This window comes from Chryseobacterium cupriresistens, from assembly GCF_046614675.1.
Taxonomy (GTDB): Bacteria; Bacteroidota; Bacteroidia; order Flavobacteriales; family Weeksellaceae; genus Chryseobacterium; species Chryseobacterium cupriresistens.
The window spans coordinates 582,758-604,188 of record NZ_JBKKJT010000003.1 but is presented as its reverse complement, the minus strand read 5'-3'; the positions used below and the strand labels follow the sequence as shown (position 1 = coordinate 604,188).

Below are 21,431 nucleotides of genomic sequence, written 5' to 3'. Positions count from 1 at the left end.
TATCATTCTTTAGGCGGGAAGACAATTCCCTCATCCTTAATCAGATCGTAACCAAATTTCATGATAGTTTCAATAACCGGAATGGCTTTCTCTCCTTTCTTTGTAAGACTATACTCTACTTTTGGAGGAATTACGGGAAATACTTCCCTGTGAATCATCTCTTTAGCTTCCAGCTCACGCAGCTGACTGGTGAGCATTTTATCTGTAATATGAGGAATATCCTTTTTAAGCTCGCTAAAACGGAGTGGCTTCTCCTGCAGTCTCCACAAAATCGGCATCTTCCATGTTCCGCCGATATGGCTTAACGCAAATTCAATAGGGGTATAATACAGTCTTTTATCATGGAAAAATTCAGGCATAACAACGTTTTTTAGATTTACACTTTCAGAAAGGTAAGTATAGAACTAAAAGGTAAGTATATAGTTTTCTGATAGTCTATTCTGCAAATTTGCAAAAAAATAATGAATATGAACAGAAATCTTTATGTACTGGCACTAGGTGTTTTCGGAATTACCACTACAGAGTTCGGAGTGATTGGAGTATTACCCGAACTCGCTTCCGCATTCCGGGTTTCCATTGAAAAAGCGGGATGGCTGCTGAGTGCATTTGCATTGATCGTTGCTGTTTTCGGGCCGTTCATGCTTCTTATATTGTCTTCTTTCAAAAGGAAAAACTTATTGATTTTTTCTTTATCGGTTTTTGTTGCTGCCAATATCCTGTCTGCATTTATTACCAATTTTTATCTCCTTCTCATCGTTAGAATGATTCCTGCATTTTTTCATCCGGTATACTGGTCCATTGCTTTATCTGTCGCCGGGCAAACCTCAGATCCTGCAGAGAAATCCAGGGCTGTTAGTATTATTTTTTCCGGGCTTACACTAGCAACGGTTTTAGGAGTGCCATTGGCAACATTTATGTCTGACCTGCTTTCCTGGCAATCCTCTTTTTTACTTACCGCTTCCATTAATGGAGTTGCTCTGGCGGGAGTATGGTTTTATCTGCCATCCATTCAGAATACGGGAGCATCTTCAGGTAAATTTCCCAGTAAAATATTCCGGGATAAACATCTATGGAACGGGCTTTTTCTGGCATTCTTCATCATTGCAGCCATGTATTCAACTTATGGTTATATGGCAGATTTTTTAAAGAATGTCACCCAAATTAACGGGAAACAGATCAGTATACTATTTTTTCTGTTTGGAACCGCAGGAATTGCAGGAAACAGAATTGCAGGAAAATATATGAGCAGGTTTCCGTTTCAGACTACTTTTGTGTTCCTGATTTTATTATCCGGAATCCACCTTCTGATTGGGCATTACGGAAGTTATTTTATACCGATGATTTTGATTGTAACCTTTTGGGGGCTTATTCATTCCGGAGGTTTTCTGATCAGCAATATCAATGTAACGTCCTCCTCATCAGAGACCTCTGAGTTCATCAACAGTATTTTTACTTCCTGCGGGAATTTTGCAGTTACAGCCGGAACTCTGCTTGGAGGGAGCTGGATTGCCCATTATGGTATTGAAAATATAATATGGTCGAGCATTATAGGCTTTATCCTTGCACTTATTATGTTAATTATTAAAAGGAATGATACAAAAGCTCAATTGTAGTATAAAAGTAAATCCTTCCAAAAATAGAAGGATTTATTTTTTTCATAAGATGATTATGCACATAAAAGGGTTCCACAACCTCCACCGCCGCCGTTTCCATTAAGATAATAACAGATCGGGGTTGGGCAACCACATGCCATACATTCACTGGCTGCAGGCGGGCGACCTCCTGTGATTGATTTTAAATTTTGTCTCGCAATTTTTTTTAGATTTTTCATAATAAATAAGTTATTAGTTTGAAATGGAAAAATAGTAAAAAAAAAAATGGCAAAGCACCTTTAGCACAGACTGTTAAATATTAATAAATTTTGCGATTCTATTTTTAAAATTTAAGAGCATTCAATTGACCAAAATCTTCTTTTCTGTAGATCTTTTCAATTTTCCCATCTTGAAGAAGAGCAATTTTATCACAGGTATGAAAAAGGGTTTCAATAATATGGGAACTTACCACCACCACTTTATTTTCAGATTTCAACTGTCTGATAATATCATAAAGAATATGAACTCCTTCAAAATCTACTCCGTTGAAAGGTTCATCCAGAATATTAATAGGCTTATCCAGCATGAGCATTCCCGTAAGGGCAAGCTTTTTCTTCATTCCGCTGGAATAATACTGTACATATTTTTTTAAAGGAAGATTAAATCTTTCAAGGAAGCCTTTAATTTCTTCTTCTTTTTTTGAGGTGAAATAAGCAAGGTATTCTTCTCCTGTAATGTAGGGATAAAAATAGTTTTCAGTTTCAAGATAGGAAATCATTTCCCGTTTCAACTGTTCGTTCTTCCATGTGATCTTTCCGGAAAACGGAGTACTTTGGTACAGAGATTCAAACAAGGTGGTCTTTCCAGCTCCGTTTTTTCCAAGCAATCCTAAAATGCAGCCTTCTTCTATGGTTAGATTCAGATCGTTTAAAACGTTCTGATTTTTAAAATGAACATGTACGTTTTTAATCTCCAACATAAGTTTTGATATTTTGAGAAGCTTCTTTTATATTTTTTTTCAATATAAATACTGCAGGAATGATGGTCATACTGCATATTGTATATTCAATAAAAACTCCCATATTAAAGTAATTCCCCTTTTCTTTATAATGATACTGTTTGTATTTCCTGGTCAGAATCAGTAAGAAATACAAATTCATAAAGATGAAATAATAAAGGATGTACAACGTTTCAGCAGGATGCAGAACGAGAAACAAACCATACGCAGGCAATAGCAAAACATTAAAAAACAGAGAATTTCTTCTGAGCTTTTCTTTTAAAGTATATTTCCTGAAATACATTTCAAGCATTTCTTTATTTTCATTAAGCTCATAAATATGTGAGACATAATCCAGCGCAAATACTCCCGCAAGAATCAACGTTACAGGATGATAAGCTGAACCCCAGATCACCATAAAGCCTAAAATGGCTAGCCAGGTATTTTTTCTCAGAAAACTTTTCCATTCAAATAAATCATCCGGAATATAATTCCATTGTAATGCCAGCCAGGATCTTGTCCTTGGTGTGATAAAAGCCAGCAAGACCAATGCAGGTAATGAAAACAATGCGGTTTTCTCCAGTTTATAATGGATGTTTCCACAAAGTACAATACTGTAAATAAATGCAGCCTCCAACATAATAACCCATCGCCAGCTGGTGACAAAAACTTTTTTCAAAAAAGGAATGTCTTTTCTTTCATAATGAAACAGCAATGCCAGTATAAAAAACAAAGGTGGATAATAACAGGCTTCAGGCAGCTTCACGACAATCAGTGCTCCAAGCATGATCAGAACAGGAATACTTGCTCTTGGATTCAGGTTTAGCAGCCTGAAACTTTGATGTAGTCTGAATTTTAAATGGTGTAAAAGTTTTTTCAATGGGGACTAAAAGTTCTATTTTTAGAATATTTTCATCTGAAGGTTGCAGATTTTTGATGTTAAAGATAAATATTTTTCATCAGCATACCTGAGATTCATAAAAAACCCCTTGTTTGTGCAAGGGGAAATTCTATTTAATAAAATGTAATATCTAAGTTCTGGGGTTTACTCCTGCATAATTTTTTTAACCTCATTAAATTCACTTTCAATAACAGCATCTGGTTTATATGTTGATAATGAAACAATCACGTTAGTCAGCAGGGAAAGCGTAAACCCAGGAATGATTTCGTACCAGTCTTTCAGCGGATGTTGCAGATAAACCCAGGCTAACACTATAATTCCCCCTACCATCATCCCGGCAAAGCCTCCCTGCCATGTTGCCTTTTTCCATAAAAGAGACAGCAGGATCAGTGGTCCGAATGCAGAACCAAAGCCGGCCCATGCATTTCCTACCAGATTGAGAATACTATCCTTAGGATTAAGAGATAAAAGTACAGCAATGACAGCTACCAGTAAAACAGAAAGCCTGCTTGCTATTAATAACTGCTTAGGAGTTGCTTTTTTATTAAGAAAAGCTTTGTAAATATCTTCTGTTAATGAGCTTGAAGTCACCAATAACTGAGAGGAAATCGTACTCATTACCGCTGCAAGAATGGCTGTAAGTAGAAATCCTGCAATGAACGGATGGAATAATATACGGGAGAAATAAATGAAAATAGTTTCTGCTTCCGTCTTTGATCCGTCAAACTTCATCATGGTATTCATATCGAATTTTTGCAGATAAGCGATTCCTACCAATCCTATGGCCAAAGCTCCTGCAACAGTAAAGATCATCCATGTAATCCCGATGCGTCTTGCTTTGATCAGATCTTTCGGTTTATCAATGGCCATAAAACGTACCAGAATATGGGGCTGGCCGCAATATCCTAATCCCCATGCCAGTAAAGACACAATACTTACAGTCGTTGTTCCTCTGAACAAATCCAGATATTTTGGATTTTTTGCTTCAATCAGAGAAAACGTTTCGCCCACACTTCCGATCTGTGTGATGGCTACAATCGGAACAATCACCAATGCCAAGACCATGATGGTGCCCTGCACGAAATCTGTAAGACTTACAGCCAGAAATCCACCTAAAAATGTATACAGCACTACCACCAGACTTGTCAGAAGTAAGCCCGCCGTATAATCCATTCCGAAAGCAGATTCGAATAATTTTCCTCCGGATACCATTCCCGCAGAAGTGTACAGGGTAAAAAATACCAGAATGAAAATGGACGATGTAATTTTCAGGAGCTGATTTTTATTTTTAAACCTGTTTTCAAAAAATACAGGTAACGTAATGGCATTCTGTGCCACTTCGGTATAAATTCTGAGTCTTGGGGCTACAATAATATAATTGAGATAAGCACCAATGGTTAGCCCTATCGCAATCCACGAACTTGAAATTCCGGACAGATACATTGCTCCCGGAACCCCCATCAAAAGCCATCCGCTCATATCGGCTGCTCCCGCGGATAATGCTGTTACGGCAGCTCCCATTTTCCGGCCGCCAATTAAAAACTCTTCTGAATTACTTGTTGATTTTCTATAAGAATATATGCCTATACCTATCATTAATAACAGATACAACCCCACAGAAATCCCTTCATATACTTGCATATCATTATTTTTACGAAGCCGAATATAATGATTTTCTAATGAATGGAATTACGCAAAGCAAACTAAGCTTTTACTATTGCAGCTTTTTTCGAACTCTGCCAAACAACAAATGATAATATAAAACCGAGCCCCATAAACAGAACAGGAATATATTTACCCCAAACTTTCTGTAATACTGAAAGATCCAATAACAATCAAAAAGCAAACTATTGAAACTGTATATAAAAGCTGGTTATCGCTCATTTGTAATCAAACTATTTTTCCCTCGTTTTAAATTTTATAACCAGGTTTTCATCTTTCAGAGGGTATCCTTCTTTAGACCTGAAACTTTTATTGGTAAGTATAAATTCATATTCTTTGCCGGGCTTTACATCTACTCCCAAGACCAACGTTTTATCATTATTTTCCATTCCTTTCACTTTGGTCATCGGCATATATTCTTTTCCTTTATCTGAAAGATTGAAAGAATAGTATCCGGGTACCATTTCCTGTGAAAAAGTAATTTTAAGTTCTTTTATATCAGTACTTACGCTCGCAGAGCCATTTTCAGGATCTATTTTTACAACATATGGCTGTTTCTTACGATATTCTTTCAAAAGATCAGCGGTTTTTTCCTTGAAAAACTTTGATTTGCCCAGGAAATCTTCAACAACTTTATTATCATCATAATTCAGCTCAATAATATCTTTGATGGCCTGCTTTTTATCTTTTGCATTCTGGTAGTACATTTTACTGATCACATAGCCTACATAATATCCTAAATCCGCACCCTCTCCTTTTTGTCTTCCATTATAAAACCAGTTGGGAAGATTACCGCTAAACATTTCTTTTTTAAACTGAGCTTTAATTTCAGCTTCGTGAGCCATTCCGTATGAAATATATTTCCTTTTCAAAGGTTCATTCATCACAAGTTCGGCAATCAGATCACATGATCCTTCCTTTATAGCCTGGTTTAAAACCCTGTTTTGATTTCCGCTCTGCTGGGTATGGATATATTCATGAATATTCAGGGAAACGATATTATCCGGAGACTGATTGGCAAAAACACCCTTCAGCCATTCATCTTTAAATTCTGAGACCTCTGTTGCTTCTGTTCCGCTGGCAAGTTCTGCACCTACCAATACCATATTTCCGCTCACAGTTCCGCCAGAGTTAAGTGCCCCAATTGTAAAATACATTTCGGCATCTTTAAGTTCAGGATACAATTGCTTCAGCCTGACAACACCAGCTTCCAACTCTTTGGTCTTGGTTTTTATTATTAAGGTATTCGGCCTTACTGAATTCCAGAATTTAGGGTATTTTTCTATGACTTTTACATATACACTATCGTTATAATCTCTGGCATCCATAAAAGCTTTTAACCCTTTTGTTGCTTTATCAGTATAGAGTCGTTTGATAAGATCAAGCTTTCCGGAATAATCATTTGTTTTTTGAATGCTGTCATAAGCCATCCAAAAATTATCAATATCTGAAGTAAAAATCCTTGTTGATTTCTGTGAAAAAGCACTTGCAAATACAAGCAAAAGAAGAATAGTCGAAATACGCTTCATGGCTGTTTTTAATAAAACAATGATACATACAATTATTGTATTCTACAAATATCGTTTATCGTTTGCACACAATAGAATTAAAAGAATAACAGAAACATCCTCATCATAATAACTCCAAAAAAGTAAGGTGTAAATCTGCATTTTACTCTTTATTTATATTAATTCCAAATAATTTTAATTCTTTCCATCTTTTTATCACAAATATTTAATACTTTAGCTTAATAATTTGAACGAATGGGAATAATCCTTAAACCAATTGATATTGTAGATGACATTTCACAGGAAGATTTCCGTGAAAAATATCTAAAGCCATGTAAGCCGGTGGTAATCAGAAATATGGCAAAAAAGTGGCCCGCTTATCAGAAATGGACGATGGATTACATGAAAGAAGTAGTAGGCGATGTTGAAGTTCCCCTTTATGATAGTTCCAAAGCAGATCCTGCCGCTCCTATCAATACTCCGACTACAAAAATGCCTTTTCGTGATTATGTTGATCTTATTCAGAAAGAGCCTACTGATCTGAGAATTTTTTTCTTTGACCCTATAAAATTTGCGCCCAAACTGTTGGACGACTATGTTCCGCCAAAGAATCTTATGGGTGGATTTTTAGATAAATATCCCAGTATGTTTTTCGGAGGTAAAGGTTCTGTGACATTCCTTCATTACGATATTGATATGCCGCATATCTTCCATACCCATTTTAATGGAAGAAAGCATGTTCTTCTGTTTGAATACAAGTGGAAAACACGTCTGTATAAACTTCCTTATGCCACCTATGCACTGGAAGATTATGATATCGCCAATCCTGATTTTGAAAAATTTCCGGCATTAGATGGTATTGAAGGCATTGAATGTTTTCTGGAACACGGAGATACCTTATTTATGCCTACAGGCTGGTGGCACTGGATGAAATATCTGGACGGATCTTTCTCTATTTCCCTGCGTGCCTGGGATAAAAGCTGGGCGGTAAAAGCACATTCTCTCTGGAATCTTGCTGTTCAGCGTAATTTTGATAACTTTATGAAAGCCAGATACAAGAAAAGGTATATGGACTGGAAAGAAAGAAAAGCAGTAGAAAAAGCCCATATCGCTTTGAAAAAAGGACTGCCAAAATAAAAACCTTTTAGATAAAAAAGTGGATGATTCCGAGCGAATCATCCACTTTTTTTATTCACTTTTGAGATGTATTGCAAAAAATAATTAAATTGCAAACGTTCCCTAAATACAAAAATACACATACATGTTTGAAAAATTAATCGATAGCTTTGAGAAGCTGTGCCTTCAGATTATTATTGAAATTTTACTGGTTCCTGTAACGATCTTCAAATTGTTTCAGGATCCCCGCCGATGTTATGACCTTTCTGCTCACGAGATGGAAAAAGAGGAAACTGAACGTTTTCACGACTACCTTTCTCCTATCAAACTATCTGTATATACCTCCGTGATTGTCTCTGTAATTTTAATGGATTATAGTGGTGAGCATAATATTATTTCAAAGATCAAAGGGCTCAGTATGGTAGAAAAAGCGCTCTTTATATTTTTGATGAATAATATTACTGCGGTAGTATTCACCGTTGCGATATTATGGTACAAAAAAGAAAAAGTGAATACCGTCACCTTCCGGACCTTATTATTTTCTTTTATTTATACAACCGTATACACCTCTACTCCTTTTTTTATATTAGTCAGTTCGGCTATGTTTCTGGGACAAACTTTGAATGTAGATGCTTATATACAAAACCTGGACAAGATAAATAGTTATGGAACAAGAGAATATTTGTTCTTTCTGGTTTTTCTGGTTTTTATTATCATTGGAATTATCGGGATCTTCAAGCTTTTCAAAGCTTTACACTATATCCTGAAGAATAATTTCAGCTACCATCCTTATATCGTATGGTTTTTTACCTTACTTTTCTTTGTTATTCAGCTATATTATACAAAAGGATTTATTTAAAAACCAACACCTACCAGTCTGTTCATATTTTATTTACATTTGTAAAAATTTTACATTATGCCCAAACCTCGCGAAAGAATATTAAACACAGCAATGGTTCTCTTCCATCGGCAAGGTTACAACAATACGGGCATCAATCAAATCATTGAGGAGTCTAAGGTATCCAAGGCAAGCTTTTACCAGCATTTTAAATCTAAAGATGATCTTTGTATAGAATTTCTCAATAAAAGATATGATTACTGGGTGTCCGAACTTGAAAAATTCACAGCAGAAGCAGAAACACTACAAGAAAAGTTCCGGAAATCCTTCGATTTCCTGATCGACATGAATGAAAGAGAAGATTTCAGAGGATGCAGCTTTCTGAATATTTTGTCAGAAATTCCTGCAGATAAGGAAGAAATTCATAAAGTAATCCGTGATCATAAAATAAAGTTGAGAGAATCCTTCAATGAAGATATCCAAAACGATATGATTTCAGCCCATATCTATCTTCTTTTTGAAAGTTCGATCCTGACCAGCCAGCTTTACAGATCCAATGAACTGATTGAAAAATCTAAAGTGATCGTACAGGATATACTGAACGCCTCCCATTAATCCTTCAGCCATGCACATTCCGGATCTTCATTCTTTTTTGAAAACAGACCATCATTTATCAACTGAAATTACTTATCCTGCTAAAACTATCCTGCTTGAAGTGGGAAAAATTTCAGATAAGATGTTCCTGGTAAAAAAAGGAGCATTGAGAGTATTCTTCTATCAGGATGGAAAAGAACTTACCCTGGAGTTTATAACAGAAAATCAGGCTGTTTCATCTTTTGACAGCTTCCTGAATGGCAATCCCAGCGATTTTGTTATTGAAACTCTGGAATCAACTACCGTTTATGAATTACAGGCTGAAACTTTTCACAGGCTCATGGAAAATGAAGAATTCCAGCATATTTTCCTGCCACTTTTTTACAAACGTTTCTGTGAAATTAATAAACGGCTGATTTCTTTTATCAGAGATTCACCTCAGGAAAGGTATCAGCAGCTGCTCAAAAACAGACCGGAGCTTCTTCTGCGCTTTCCACAGCATTATATTGCCTCTTATCTCGGAATCACAAGTGTTTCATTAAGCAGAATACGCAACCGGAGATAATTTCTTTACAATTGTTATCGTTCAGTCATGAGTTTGCAGGGTAATTTTGCTTCAAAATAATAAAGTTATGAAGCATTTTATCCGGCAGGTATTCAACGATATACTGGAAAATCCGGCATTTGACGAATTATTAATTGAGAAATATTTTTCAAAAGAATACATTCAGATTGTTGATCATTCTCAGCTTACTTATGATGAATTTGTTCTTCACATCAGAAAACTGAAAGAAAAAGTGGCTGAACAAAAGCTTGATATCATCAGTCACGCTGAAAATGGGAATATCATATTTACCCACCACATAGCAAAATCCACCCTAAAAGATGGAAGTAAGGTGGTACATAAAGTATTGGCAGAATTTACCATCCAGAATCATCAGATTATACGATGTAATGAATTGACTTTGCTCGTAGAGGGAAATGCTGTTGAAAAGAATTTAGGTTCTGAAAGATAGATAATAGCTCTATCCCGCTATATTAACAATTCTTAAGATATTCTTAATTTTCTCTTCAACTCCTTTGCCAAACAGACGTTTAATTTTGCTGTTATTTTTATCTAAAATATTAAAAGTGAAGAAAATTTTTACGTCTGTTTTATTTTGTGCCTCTATTTTTTTCTATGCACAAACCGGTTCTTTGTCCGGAAATATCAATGATGATTCAAAAATAGCCCTGCCTGGAGCCAAGATCTCTTTAAGCCCGGGAAATATATATACCACTTCGGATGAGCACGGAAACTTTGTATTTCTGAATGTTCCTCCTGGAAGCTATACCATGAAAATTGACTACCTCGGTTATGGTGTGCATGAGTATACTGTAACGGTAGAACCTGAAAAAAATACCCGTCAGAATATTATTTTCGACAAGAAAGAGACATCCATTGCAGCCATTGTAGTTTCGGGAGCGACTCTGAAAAATCAGGCAAGAGCCTTGAATAAACAAAGAAATAACGCCAATATTACCAATGTGATTTCTTCTGATCAGATCGGACGTTTTCCGGATGCCAATATCGGAGATGCTTTGAAACGTGTTCCGGGAATTACGATACAAAATGACCAAGGTGAAGCCAGAAACCTTATCATCAGAGGGCTTGCTCCCAATCTGAACTCCGTTACGCTGAATGGCGACCGGATTCCGTCTGCTGAAGGAGATAACCGTAATGTACAGATGGACCTGATCCCTTCCGATATGATTTCTACTATAGAAGTTAATAAAACCCTCACTCCGGATATGGACGCCGATGCCATCGGAGGTTCCGTAAACCTTATTACCAGGGCTTCCCCGAACGGACAGAGGATTTCCGCAACCGTTGCCGGAGGATACAATCCCATCCGTGAAAAAGGAAATTACACTGCCGGATTTGTGTACGGAAACCGTTTTCTGGATAAAAAATTAGGCGCGGTATTCAGTTTTTCCTATAACAACAACAATTTTGGTTCGGACAATATAGAACCCGTATGGAGCCAGGCCAATGATCTTGCCCAAACGGTTTATGTAAGCAAAATGGGAGTTCGCTATTATAATGAACACCGTATCAGACACAGCTTTGATCTCAATATGGATTATGAGTTCAATTCCAAAAACAAGATCTATGCTTCTGCGATGTATAACTTCAGAAATGATAAAGAAAACCGATATGCCTTAGGATATAAAATAAAACCAGTCTATAATGCCGACGAAACTGAGATTACAGACTGGAAAGGAAGTATCACAAGACAAAACAAAGGAGGTGATGCCGATAATGACAATACCCGTCTGGAAAAACAAAAAGTTCAGAACTATGCTTTACGAGGAGAACATTTATTAGGTTCTAAAGTTGACCTCGACTGGGCTGTCAATTACGCCATCGCAAGTGAAGATAAGCCTCATCAGCGTTATATAGAGTTTGAAAACAGCAAAATGAACTTCGCTCCTGACCTTAGCAATCCTGAAAAACCAATGTTCAATCTTCTCGCAGCAGACAATCCGGGAAGCTATAAACTGAGTGATCTTTCGGATGCCAATAACTTTACTCAGGAAAAAGAATTAGGCGCAAAAGTAAATGTACGTTTTCCGTTTTCTGTAATTGATGGGCAAAAAGGACGTCTTCGTACCGGTTTCCGCATGCGTTTGAAGAAAAAGGAAAGAGAGAATGATTTCTATGCTTTTACCCCTGTTAACAATATGGGAAGCCTTTTATCGGTACCAACCATACATCTTAATGGTGAAAACTTCCAGCCGGGAAATTATGTTCCGGGAACATTTGTTGATCCTTCCTTCCTTGGCGGATTGGATTTATTCAATCCAACTTTATTTAATGGTAAGCTGAAACCTGAAAAGTATCTTTCCAGCAACTACAATGCAAAGGAGCAGATTTATGCAGGTTATATCCGTTGGGATCAGGATTTTAATGATAAACTATCGATGATCGTTGGAGCCCGTATTGAAACAACCCAGATTGATTACACCGGAAACTATGTGATGAATGAGAAGGATCTGGTAGGGCAAATCAATAATACCAATACGTATTCCAATGTCCTTCCGAATATTTCCTTCAAATATGTTCCGGTGCAGGATCTTGTACTTCGTGCAGCATTTACTACCGCTCTTGCCCGCCCTAACTATTATTCTTTAGTTCCTTACCTGAATGTTATTTCAGAAGATGAAATCGTTGCAGCCGGAAACCCTGGCCTGAAGGCAACCTATGCCTACAATTTTGATTTCATGGCAGAGAAATATTTCAAGTCTGTAGGGATTCTTTCCGGAGGTGTTTTCTATAAAAATCTTAACGATTTCATTTATACGTATTCCAAAAGAAATTATACCGCGAATGACTTTGCCAATGATTTTGCGGGACAAACCAACCCAATTCCGGCCGGAGAAAGCAACTGGAAATTTACCCAGCAGCGTAATGGTGACAATGTAGATATTTATGGGTTTGAAGTTGCTTTGCAAAGACAGCTTGATTTCATTCCCGGAGCTTTCTGGAAAGGACTTGGAGTGTATGTCAACTATACTTATACTAAATCCAAAGCAAAAGGAATTACCAATGAAGAAGGCATTGAAAGAACAGATGTAGGGTTTCCGGGATCTGCTCCTCATATGTTCAACGGATCTCTTTCATGGGAAAACAAACGTTTTTCAGCAAGAGTTTCCATGAACTATGCTTCTCATTATATTGATGAGCTTGGTGGCAAGGCATTTGATGACCGTTATTACGACAAACAGTTTTTCCTTGATGCTAATGCTTCCTACAAGATTACGACCCAGCTCAGAGTTTTTGCAGAAGCCAATAATCTGACGAACCAGCCGTTAAGATACTACCAGGGAATCCCAAGCAGAACCGCACAGGCTGAATATTACAGACCAAGGTTTACAATGGGAGTGAAATTTGATTTTTAAAATAAACATGAAAAACCTACATTATATACTGGCTCTTTCAGTTCTTCCTTTTGTGGTCAGCTGTACAGGGCAGAAAGAAGTTATAGAAAAATTAAAACCTACCGTTATTACAGAAACAGTGATTCATGATACAGATGATCCTGCCATATGGATCAATTCTCAGGATCCTTCAAAAAGTATTATCATCGGAACAGATAAAGATACAGATGGAGGTTTGTACGCCTTTGATCTTAACGGAAAAATCATCCATAAAGTATTAGGATTGAAGCGTCCCAACAATGTTGATCTTGAATATGGTTTTATTTTAAATGGAAAGAAAACAGACATCGCTGCCGTAACGGAAAGGGAAACGAACAAAGTAAAATTATATTCGCTTCCTGAACTGAAAGAAGTGGGAGAAGTCTCTGTATTTGAAGGAGAAACGGAACGTGGTCCGATGGGAGTTTCCATGTATAAAAATCCGCAGACAGAAGAAATATTTGTCATTGTAGGAAGAAAATCTGGTCCTGCTGATGGCTACCTATGGCAATATAAGCTTACGGAGAAAAATGGCTCTATCACCGGAGAAGTTGTCCGTAAATTCGGAAAATACAGTGGCCTGAAAGAGATTGAAAGCATTGCTGTAGATGACGAAATGGGCTATATCTACTATTCTGATGAGCAGTTCGGGGTTCACAAATACTATGCTGATCCGGAAAAAAGTAATGAGGAATTAGCTGTTTTCGGAAAAGGTGATTTTAAATCTGATGTGGAAGGAATTTCCATCTATCCTACTGATAAAGGGAAAGGTTATATTCTGGTTTCGAATCAGCAGAATGATACCTTCAATGTCTACTTAAGAGAAGACCAATCAAAGGGGAGAATTGCAGAAATTCCGGTTTCTACATTAGAAAGTGATGGTTCTGAAGTGACCCATGTTAACTTGGGTCCAAAATTCCCGAAAGGCGTTTTTGTTGCGATGAGCAATGGCAGAGTATTTCATTATTATGACTGGAGAGTGATTGAAAAAGCCATTAAATCTGCGGTAAAGGCTGGAAAATAAAAAATCTTGAACCATTAAGGCTGATAAGGTTTTAGGAGCATTAAGTTGAACTGTACTGTCATTGCGAACCATAGGTGAAGCAATCTCATGGTTCAGTTCAACTTAATGCTTTTCTTTTGTTTTTATTGGATATGTTTCCTCAAAAACTCTGCAGTGAATGATTTTTTATTTTTCAAAAGATCCACCGGAGTTCCTTCAAACAATACTTCACCTCCAAATTTTCCTGCGCCCGGTCCCATATCAATAATCCAGTCTGCCTGAGAAATAATATCAAGATTGTGTTCGATAACAATCAGCGTATTATTCTGATCTGCAAGACCATTAAAAAACCTAAGAAGCTTTTGAGTATCACTTGGATGCAGTCCTGTGCTCGGTTCATCAAGAATAATGATCTGATTGGTATTTTTCAGTTCTCTTGTCAGTTTCAGGCGTTGTCTTTCGCCTCCGGAAAAGCTGTCCAGTCTTTGTCCTAATGTCAGATAATCTAGTCCTAATTGTATCAGCAGATCAAAATTTCTGAGCACCAATTCTTCCTTAAAAAAATCAGCGGCCTCAGAAACTGTCATGCTCATGACTTCTGCAATTGTTTTTCCGCTGTAGGTATATTGAAGTACATCAGGATCAAATCCTGAACCTCCGCAAACCTCGCATGGCTGCTCAATATCATCCATAAAAGCCAGGTCAATCTTTTCTATTCCCAAACCTTTACAGTTTTTACAGGCTCCGTCACTGTTTCTGCTGAAGAGTTTATCTGAAACATGGTTAGATTGTGCAAAAAGCTTACGTACAATATCTGATATTCCGAGATAAGTAAGCAAATTGGAGCGGGCACTTGCAGCAAACAAAGATTGATCAATAATAGTTACATCCGGATAGAGTTCCGGGAGAATACGATTTATCAGGGTACTTTTGCCGGATCCTGCCACTCCGGTAACCACTGTAATTACTCCTGTCGGAATATTTACCGTCACATTTTTAAGATTATATCTGTTGGCATTTTTAATTTCCAGATAGCCATCAGGTTTTCTGAATTCTTGTTTGATGGAAGGTTTTGTTGCGAAATAAGAACCTGTTTTACCTACCGATTTTTTTAAATCTTTAAACGCCCCGTCATAGATCACTTCTCCTCCGTTTCTTCCTGAACCGGGGCCAATATCAATCACCCTGTCCGCCATTTTGATCAGATCCGGATCATGCTCAACGATTAAAACAGAGTTTCCTTTGTCTCTGATCTGCTGAATGATAGTGATGATATTCTGCAGATCCTTCGGATGAAGTCCAATACTGGGTTCATCAAAAATATACAACAGATCTACCAGGCTGTTTCCCAAACTCCTCACCATTTTTATACGCTGAGATTCTCCTCCAGAAAGCGTGTTGGTACTTCTGTCAAGAGTCAGATACTGCAATCCTATCGTAATGATATTCTGCAGCTTTGCGGAAAGCTCCTTAATAATAACTTCATAGGCACCGGAGTCCAGAGAACTGATAAATTCCAGTAATTCATCTACAGAAAGAGTCATACAGTCTGCGATATTCATTCCCTGAATTTTACAGGACAGGATTTTTTCATTCAGACGTTTTCCCTGGCAAGACGGACAGGTTTTGGTAATCACAATATTCTTCAGGGCGTCTTTTCTTGTGATGTTTTCTTTAGAATCTTTTTTCAGAAATGCTTTTTCAATTCTTGGAACAATACCTTCATATTTTACCGTTTTTCCCCATTCTTTATGTGGATGTTTAGGTTTGTGCTCCGGTGCATACAGCAAAGTTTCCCATTCTTTATCGGTGAAATCCTTTAGTTTTTTATCATTATCGAAATAGCCTGACAAAGTATATCTTGTTAAACGCCATCCTCCAGGTTGAAAAGTTGGGAAACGGACTGCACCTTCGTTTAAAGATTTTTCACGATCAATCAAGGTATTCACATTCAATGTCTGAACAAATCCCAATCCTTCACATTCAGGACACATTCCCTGCGGGTGATTGAATGAAAATACATTGGAATATCCTACAAACGGCTCTCCCATTCTGGAAAACAAAAGTCTTAAAGAAGCAGACACGTCCGCTGCCGTTCCCACCGTAGATCTGGCATTTCCGCCCAACCGTTTTTGATTGATAATGATTGGAACATTAAGGTTTTCAATTTTATCTACATCCGGAAGGCCATAATGCTGCAGGCGGTTTCTGATAAAGCTGTTCTGGGTCTCATTAATCTGTCTTTGTGCTTCAGCTCCAATCGTTTCAAAGACCAAAGATGATTTTCCGGATCCCGATACTCCCGTAAAAACCACGATCTTGTACTTTGGAATTTTTATGGAAATATTTTTGAGATTATTCTGACGAGCGTTCGTAATTTCTATATTTTCCATGATAAAAATGTTTAACTTTGTTAATATTTAACTAAGTTAAGCATATTTGTAATGAAACTCATTGAAAAAGAATTTTTTAACACATTTACTGATTTCCAATGCCTTATTCTGGCTCATATGAACCGGGGTGACATTAACGGAGTAACTGCTGCTCATTATAATATTATTGAATTTATTATGAGGAAAGGAACAGCAACAGGAAGGGAAATATCACTGGCTTTCAACATTAGCCAGGCAGCCATTTCAAAACAGCTGAAATTTCTGATCGGTCAAGATTTGATTGTCCGGGAACAAGAGAAAGCAGACCACAGGAAATTCAATCTTTCAGTAACGGATAAAGGAAGGTTTATTGTAGATAATTCTGAAACTTTCCGTAAGGCTATCACTCATCAGACGGCTTCCATACTTACCTCTGAAGAATTAAAAAACTTTAATTATCTGCTGGGTAAAGTTTTGAATAATATAAAACTGTAGTATCCATAGTTACTTATATGTCCCGAATAACCTGTCCCATATCGAAGTATAAAACCCAAAGTTTTTACTTTCATCCAAATGGTGCTGGTTATGAAACCTCGTTGTTCCCACAAAGAAACGGTCAAAAGAGGATGGAAAAAACTCTCTGTTCAAGTGTCCTATCGTTCCCCAGATGAGATTAAGCAAAAGATATATTGAAATCGAAATCACAGAAAAATCATGGCCTACAAGTAAAACCAGCATCATCAGTCCAAACCCTATGGTTTCCAAAGGATGCAGAACAAAAAGACTTAAAAAGTTGGTACTGATATGTTCATGGTGTTTTCCGTGTAGAACTTTATAGACCAAAGGTAAATGTGCTGCAAAATGAAATAAATACATCAGAAAATCCATTAAGAGGAGTAAAACAGCTACTTCCGCTATTATTCCAATTACTGATTCTGTCTGCCCCGGCACAATCCATCCTTTTTTCCATAAAAAAGCCCCCAAAAGCATAACAAAACTGTTACATCCTATGGTAAGCAGACTAAGATAAAAGTCAGATCGGGTAACAGGATGATTCTTCTCCTGCAACTGACTTTTACGGCAAGTCTTTTCGATAAAAATATACAACCCTATCGAAAACAGATATAGGAAAATATTAACGATCAGACTGAATATCAACCATTGTGGCCAGGAAAACTGCCAGAATACCTGTAAATAACCGGAAAGTTCTGTTGGGTTAAAATTCATAAGTTTTTCATCCTTCAGCTTAGTGGTCATAAAGATATGAATTTCACCGTAAAACCAACCGATAAAGTACATTCCGGGCTTTATTTCTGTCTATCCTTTCTTCTGAGCTCCCTAAGTCTTGACGTGAGCTTTTTTCTCAAATCGTTATGATAGGCACGGTAGTTTTTGATGCTGTTTTCCAAATTTTTCTTGTTAAGCAGATACTCTTCGTACAGATGTCCCAGTTCTGAAATCTGAGTAATAACCTCTGAAGGCTGGCTTTCAGGATCTTCTGCAGCTTCTATCAGCAGACGGTAATATTCAATACGGCTGGTCAGGTTCATGTGAAGTTTTGGTTCTATTCCCTGCATGATTTTATCATTTTAGTTATTTTGTGAATGGGTAAAGGATAAAGATATTTTTTATATTATTTTTTGTTTTTTGAATCCAGCTTATTTCTCCATCATAACCGGAGGCACGTCACTCTGAAATAAAATTTTGATATTTCCATTCTTTTCGTGGTCTGCTGATTTGAAATAACCTCCGTTAAGTGCAGAAGAAATAAGGGTTTCATTGGGATCTCCCAAAGGTAATAATGGCAGTCCGGCAAATTCATTGACATTGCTCTGCGGGGAAATTCCACTACTGTATTCTCCGGCTCCGCTGGCATTAAAGACTTTATAAATCACCGGATGAATCTGCCAGGAAATTTTTCTGGGTTTACGTTTGTCTTCCACAACAAATCCTGCCATATCTTTTCCCAGCGTAGTATCTCCTATCTGAATCACCTGCATATAAGGTTTGAGATTATTCACAACAATCTCGGCGGCAGATGCCGTACTGTTCGATGTGAGGATAAAAACTTTCTGCAATCCCAAAGCATTCGCACGCAAAGTTGTAAAGTCCAAAGCTTTGGGATCGTAAGCAATCTGTTGGGCAAATGTTCTTTTTACTTCCCCTCCGTTTTTATTTCCTTTAAAAATGATGAACGGTGAACCGGATGATAATCCTGAAGGAATCAGGGAGCAAAGAGCTGCAGCAGATGACACCGAACCTCCATAATTGTATCGAAGATCCAGAATTAATTCCTTTACTCCGGCGGCCTTCAATTCCCCAAACTTTTGATATAGCGTTTGAGTCATTCCGTCAGGGAAATCATAGATGTACATATAACCTACTTTTTTACCATTTTTTTCAAAAACTTTGGATAAAACAGGCTGTTCAAAAGAGAAACCATAGTAAACGGTGATGTTTTTTTCATCCGTAACGCTTCCGTTTTGCCACTTTCCAACGGTAAGCTCTACAACCGTCTGGTCTTTAATGAATGAAGCCATTGCTTCGGCATTCGCGGCTGTCATTACTTTTCCATTGACTTTGGTAATGATCATTCCTCTCTCCAGCCCTGCATTGAAAGCCGGGGAATTTTGGAGCACCAGCTTCACTACAGTAACCACTTCATTATTAGCAAGCTGAACAATGGTATAATCAAAACCGTACATATTCCTTATCGAACGTGGATAAGAAGAAGAATCTTCCGTATTCACCATAAAAGAAAACCGATCTTTGGGAGACAGCAGACTTTTGAAAAAATCTTTTACAGGAAGCTGATAATCCGGTTTTGCAGGCATCTCATCTGCCCAGTAATAATACCGTTTCATACTGTCCTGAACCCATAGATTCACAAATTCTGTACTTCCCTCCGGAAAAACGGGTGCGCTTTCGTCATTATTATTGGTACACGAAATAAGAAAGACTGCGGCCGCAATACATTGAAGTTTTAAAAAGCTTTTCATATGCAAATCACAGATACTCTGCTATATCGATATCTCCTTTTACCCCCCATTCTCCATTTTCCATTTTTTCCTGAAGTACAATCATATTAGCGCCCGTATGTTGTTTTAAATTCACCTGAATCATTTTAGATCCTGCGTAAGGCTCTGTAGTTCCCGGTTTGTATAATTCAAGATATATGGGAGCTGTTGAGCTGAAAAAACTATAGATTTTCACTGCCGTAAAGTTGTCTTTTCCAATATTATCAAACTCGGCAAGCACCACTCCGTTTTCTCTTTTCAAAATACCTTTTACCTCTTTCAGAGAGGTTCCGGAAAATTCACCCAGGTTGGGAAAAATAAACTCAAAACCTACTTTCCCCAGATTCACCTGGGGTTTTACGGCATAGGTCTGCAGATAGATTCCGGGAAGATTAAAAAAGTAGAGGTTTTTATAATCATTTATATTGTCATAGGTAATATTGTATTTTGCAATTTCAGCGCCTGTTTCATGATTATAGACAGACAATTTATTAGTTTCTTCCTGATCCAGAACAAACTGAAGCTGGGTTTCAATTTTATTGGTGTAAGATGCTTTTCCATCAATAGATACAGGTTGCCCGTTCAACCTCAACTGAAGGACATCAGGTTTGGAAAATCCTTTGATATTTACCTCTCCGGGTTTCTGTACTTTATCATACAGCTCCATCGTATTGCTGTCTGTACATGAAAAAAGTGCAGTGAAAAACAGTAGTAATGCGAAGATTTTATTCATCTTTCTTCAATTATTTCTTGTAAAACTTAAAAATATTGCCCGGCCCGTGGGCCGGGCAATATATAATTATAAAAAAACTAGTTGGATATGTTCCGGATAGCTTTTTCAAAGACTCTCCGTTATTTATTTAAAATTTCATGGTGTTCCTAAAATCAGATTCCAAGGGGATAGAATGATTATTTTTTAATAAACTTCAGCCTTTCCGTAGTCTTTCCATCTGTAATTTCTGCGATATACGCTCCTGATGTAAGCCCTTCTGTGTTGATCGCTTTAGAATACTGAGTGGTAAGAACTTTCTGTCCTGCTGCGCTGTAAATGTTAACTACGGTTGTATTTTCTTTCAACGCCGGATTAAGCTGCAGCTGTAAAGATTCTCTTACCGGATTTTCTGCTATTTGTGTTACAATTTTGTTTCTTTTTACATCCTTAGTTCCCAAAAATGAAGTAGCATAAATTCCGATTTCATCAATATTGATGTTCTGGACATTATTTCCGCTTGTTTTTCTGTTTGACCACATTCCGATATAGATCTTTTTTCCCGCAAAAGCAGAAAGATCTACAAGAGATTCTACAAACTGGGTAAGATCTGCCGGAAAAGGATTGGCTGAGTCACCTACCTGTATTTTATAGATACTCTGAACATCATTTCCATCTGCATCTACCGTCATCGCCTGAAAGTCCGATAACGTTGGAACTTCTTTCTGCGGTGTGCTTACATAGATAAAAAGTTCTCTGGCAACAATCGTGTGAGTAGATCTCTGTCTCCCGATATAGGCGGCCAGTGTAATGGTTCCTGCAGTATTGGTAAGGTCAATCTGAGGAGAAATAATCCAGTCATTTTCTGTGGTGAATCCGTTAGCATTTCCAGTTGGAACCAAATTGATAGAATGGCGTAGAACACCTGCAGTTCCATAGGCCAAGGTAGTTCCGTTGTGATAGATGTTTTCTCCCTGTACCCATCCGTTTCCATTGCTATTAAGGTCATGAAAAGTCCAGCCCTGAAGATCGGCAGGAGTATCAAACGAATTTCCCCATACCAGAGACTGTGCTGCAGCCAGGTGGGATAAAAACAGAACAGATGATAAAATTATTTTTTTCATAATGCTGATGATTAAAATTTTTGAAGTAAAAGCAAGGA

At 37.4% G+C, this 21,431-nt stretch carries 21 protein-coding genes; 9 read left to right on the top strand and 12 right to left on the bottom strand.

Annotated features, from left to right (window positions below; translation table 11 throughout):
* Positions 1-2 precede the first annotated feature (2 nt).
* Positions 3-359 (bottom strand): winged helix-turn-helix transcriptional regulator, encoded by a 357-nt coding sequence (locus ACLI50_RS11660; protein ID WP_110009755.1) that lies wholly within the window; start codon positions 357-359, stop codon positions 3-5.
* A 108-nt stretch (positions 360-467) separates the two neighbouring features.
* Here ACLI50_RS11660 and ACLI50_RS11655 point away from each other — a divergent pair, with 108 nt between their 5' ends.
* Positions 468-1,613 (top strand): MFS transporter, encoded by a 1,146-nt coding sequence (locus tag ACLI50_RS11655; protein ID WP_411413842.1) that lies wholly within the window; start codon positions 468-470, stop codon positions 1,611-1,613.
* 53 nt (positions 1,614-1,666) lie between these two features.
* On the opposite strand, the gene ACLI50_RS11650 is transcribed toward ACLI50_RS11655, so the two are convergent.
* From ACLI50_RS11650 to ACLI50_RS11630, 5 genes are all read right to left on the bottom strand, one after another.
* Positions 1,667-1,831, bottom strand: coding sequence for a bacteriocin-like protein (locus ACLI50_RS11650; protein WP_156106547.1), 165 nt, complete (start codon positions 1,829-1,831; stop codon positions 1,667-1,669).
* A gap of 104 nt (positions 1,832-1,935) precedes the next feature.
* A complete protein-coding gene (locus ACLI50_RS11645; RefSeq protein ID WP_034698637.1) occupies positions 1,936-2,571 on the bottom strand; it encodes an ABC transporter ATP-binding protein in 636 nt (211 codons plus the stop codon).
* Complete coding sequence (locus ACLI50_RS11640) at positions 2,558-3,469, bottom strand: hypothetical protein (protein WP_343640388.1); 912 nt, start codon at positions 3,467-3,469, stop codon at positions 2,558-2,560. Before ACLI50_RS11640 ends, ACLI50_RS11645 begins: the two co-directional genes overlap by 14 nt.
* 165 nt (positions 3,470-3,634) lie before the next feature.
* The gene (gene putP / locus ACLI50_RS11635; protein ID WP_411413841.1) at positions 3,635-5,131 is read right to left on the bottom strand and encodes a sodium/proline symporter PutP; all 1,497 of its coding nucleotides are present in this window, start codon (positions 5,129-5,131) and stop codon (positions 3,635-3,637) included.
* A gap of 254 nt (positions 5,132-5,385) precedes the next feature.
* A complete protein-coding gene (locus ACLI50_RS11630; protein WP_411413840.1) occupies positions 5,386-6,681 on the bottom strand; it encodes an Ig-like domain-containing protein in 1,296 nt (431 codons plus the stop codon).
* A gap of 234 nt (positions 6,682-6,915) precedes the next feature.
* Between ACLI50_RS11630 and ACLI50_RS11625 the strand changes: the two genes are divergently transcribed.
* The 7 genes from ACLI50_RS11625 (at position 6,916) to ACLI50_RS11595 (ending at position 14,192) form a co-directional block, all read left to right on the top strand.
* Entirely contained in the window at positions 6,916-7,797 is an 882-nt protein-coding gene (locus ACLI50_RS11625) for a cupin-like domain-containing protein (RefSeq protein WP_411413839.1), read from the top strand.
* Positions 7,798-7,921: 124 nt separating this feature from the next.
* Positions 7,922-8,635 carry a hypothetical protein gene (locus ACLI50_RS11620; protein WP_411413838.1) on the top strand — a complete coding sequence of 238 codons (714 nt, stop codon included), beginning with the start codon at positions 7,922-7,924 and terminating at the stop codon, positions 8,633-8,635.
* Between the two features lie 57 nt (positions 8,636-8,692).
* Positions 8,693-9,229, top strand: a complete 537-nt coding sequence (locus tag ACLI50_RS11615) for a TetR/AcrR family transcriptional regulator (RefSeq protein WP_411413837.1) — start codon at positions 8,693-8,695, stop codon at positions 9,227-9,229.
* 10 nt (positions 9,230-9,239) lie between these two features.
* Positions 9,240-9,773 (top strand): Crp/Fnr family transcriptional regulator, encoded by a 534-nt coding sequence (locus ACLI50_RS11610; RefSeq protein WP_411413836.1) that lies wholly within the window; start codon positions 9,240-9,242, stop codon positions 9,771-9,773.
* Positions 9,774-9,840: 67 nt separating this feature from the next.
* Positions 9,841-10,224, top strand: a complete 384-nt coding sequence (locus tag ACLI50_RS11605; RefSeq protein WP_411413835.1) for a hypothetical protein — start codon at positions 9,841-9,843, stop codon at positions 10,222-10,224.
* Between the two features lie 115 nt (positions 10,225-10,339).
* Complete coding sequence (locus ACLI50_RS11600) at positions 10,340-13,150, top strand: TonB-dependent receptor (RefSeq protein ID WP_411413834.1); 2,811 nt, start codon at positions 10,340-10,342, stop codon at positions 13,148-13,150.
* A 7-nt stretch (positions 13,151-13,157) separates the two neighbouring features.
* Positions 13,158-14,192 (top strand): phytase, encoded by a 1,035-nt coding sequence (locus ACLI50_RS11595; RefSeq protein WP_411413833.1) that lies wholly within the window; start codon positions 13,158-13,160, stop codon positions 14,190-14,192.
* A gap of 122 nt (positions 14,193-14,314) precedes the next feature.
* On the opposite strand, the gene ACLI50_RS11590 is transcribed toward ACLI50_RS11595, so the two are convergent.
* On the bottom strand, positions 14,315-16,564 hold the full coding sequence (locus ACLI50_RS11590; protein WP_411413832.1) for an ATP-binding cassette domain-containing protein: 2,250 nt from the start codon (positions 16,562-16,564) through the stop codon (positions 14,315-14,317).
* Between the two features lie 51 nt (positions 16,565-16,615).
* Here ACLI50_RS11590 and ACLI50_RS11585 point away from each other — a divergent pair, with 51 nt between their 5' ends.
* The gene (locus ACLI50_RS11585) at positions 16,616-17,038 is read left to right on the top strand and encodes a MarR family winged helix-turn-helix transcriptional regulator (RefSeq protein WP_062670438.1); all 423 of its coding nucleotides are present in this window, start codon (positions 16,616-16,618) and stop codon (positions 17,036-17,038) included.
* A gap of 9 nt (positions 17,039-17,047) precedes the next feature.
* Here the strand turns inward: ACLI50_RS11585 and ACLI50_RS11580 are convergent, their stop codons facing one another.
* The 5 genes from ACLI50_RS11580 to ACLI50_RS11560 form a co-directional block, all read right to left on the bottom strand.
* Positions 17,048-17,800, bottom strand: a complete 753-nt coding sequence (locus tag ACLI50_RS11580) for a sterol desaturase family protein (protein WP_343640413.1) — start codon at positions 17,798-17,800, stop codon at positions 17,048-17,050.
* 50 nt (positions 17,801-17,850) lie between these two features.
* Positions 17,851-18,120, bottom strand: coding sequence for a hypothetical protein (locus tag ACLI50_RS11575; RefSeq protein ID WP_202843012.1), 270 nt, complete (start codon positions 18,118-18,120; stop codon positions 17,851-17,853).
* Between the two features lie 81 nt (positions 18,121-18,201).
* Positions 18,202-19,542, bottom strand: a complete 1,341-nt coding sequence (locus tag ACLI50_RS11570; RefSeq protein ID WP_343640416.1) for a S41 family peptidase — start codon at positions 19,540-19,542, stop codon at positions 18,202-18,204.
* A 7-nt stretch (positions 19,543-19,549) separates the two neighbouring features.
* Positions 19,550-20,293, bottom strand: a complete 744-nt coding sequence (locus tag ACLI50_RS11565; RefSeq protein ID WP_411413831.1) for a hypothetical protein — start codon at positions 20,291-20,293, stop codon at positions 19,550-19,552.
* 176 nt (positions 20,294-20,469) lie between these two features.
* Positions 20,470-21,393: a T9SS type A sorting domain-containing protein gene (locus ACLI50_RS11560; protein ID WP_411413830.1), complete on the bottom strand. Its 924-nt coding sequence runs from the start codon at positions 21,391-21,393 to the stop codon at positions 20,470-20,472.
* Positions 21,394-21,431 lie beyond the last annotated feature (38 nt).

Coding starts and splice junctions, on each gene's coding strand:
- ACLI50_RS11660 (WP_110009755.1), bottom strand. CDS start 359: ATGCCTGAATTTTTCCATGATAAAAGACTGTATTATACCCCTATTGAA.
- ACLI50_RS11655 (WP_411413842.1), top strand. CDS start 468: ATGAACAGAAATCTTTATGTACTGGCACTAGGTGTTTTCGGAATTACC.
- ACLI50_RS11650 (WP_156106547.1), bottom strand. CDS start 1,831: ATGAAAAATCTAAAAAAAATTGCGAGACAAAATTTAAAATCAATCACA.
- ACLI50_RS11645 (WP_034698637.1), bottom strand. CDS start 2,571: ATGTTGGAGATTAAAAACGTACATGTTCATTTTAAAAATCAGAACGTT.
- putP (WP_411413841.1), bottom strand. CDS start 5,131: ATGCAAGTATATGAAGGGATTTCTGTGGGGTTGTATCTGTTATTAATG.
- ACLI50_RS11630 (WP_411413840.1), bottom strand. CDS start 6,681: ATGAAGCGTATTTCGACTATTCTTCTTTTGCTTGTATTTGCAAGTGCT.
- ACLI50_RS11625 (WP_411413839.1), top strand. CDS start 6,916: ATGGGAATAATCCTTAAACCAATTGATATTGTAGATGACATTTCACAG.
- ACLI50_RS11620 (WP_411413838.1), top strand. CDS start 7,922: ATGTTTGAAAAATTAATCGATAGCTTTGAGAAGCTGTGCCTTCAGATT.
- ACLI50_RS11615 (WP_411413837.1), top strand. CDS start 8,693: ATGCCCAAACCTCGCGAAAGAATATTAAACACAGCAATGGTTCTCTTC.
- ACLI50_RS11610 (WP_411413836.1), top strand. CDS start 9,240: ATGCACATTCCGGATCTTCATTCTTTTTTGAAAACAGACCATCATTTA.
- ACLI50_RS11605 (WP_411413835.1), top strand. CDS start 9,841: ATGAAGCATTTTATCCGGCAGGTATTCAACGATATACTGGAAAATCCG.
- ACLI50_RS11595 (WP_411413833.1), top strand. CDS start 13,158: ATGAAAAACCTACATTATATACTGGCTCTTTCAGTTCTTCCTTTTGTG.
- ACLI50_RS11590 (WP_411413832.1), bottom strand. CDS start 16,564: ATGGAAAATATAGAAATTACGAACGCTCGTCAGAATAATCTCAAAAAT.
- ACLI50_RS11585 (WP_062670438.1), top strand. CDS start 16,616: ATGAAACTCATTGAAAAAGAATTTTTTAACACATTTACTGATTTCCAA.
- ACLI50_RS11580 (WP_343640413.1), bottom strand. CDS start 17,800: ATGACCACTAAGCTGAAGGATGAAAAACTTATGAATTTTAACCCAACA.
- ACLI50_RS11575 (WP_202843012.1), bottom strand. CDS start 18,120: ATGCAGGGAATAGAACCAAAACTTCACATGAACCTGACCAGCCGTATT.
- ACLI50_RS11570 (WP_343640416.1), bottom strand. CDS start 19,542: ATGAAAAGCTTTTTAAAACTTCAATGTATTGCGGCCGCAGTCTTTCTT.
- ACLI50_RS11565 (WP_411413831.1), bottom strand. CDS start 20,293: ATGAATAAAATCTTCGCATTACTACTGTTTTTCACTGCACTTTTTTCA.
- ACLI50_RS11560 (WP_411413830.1), bottom strand. CDS start 21,393: ATGAAAAAAATAATTTTATCATCTGTTCTGTTTTTATCCCACCTGGCT.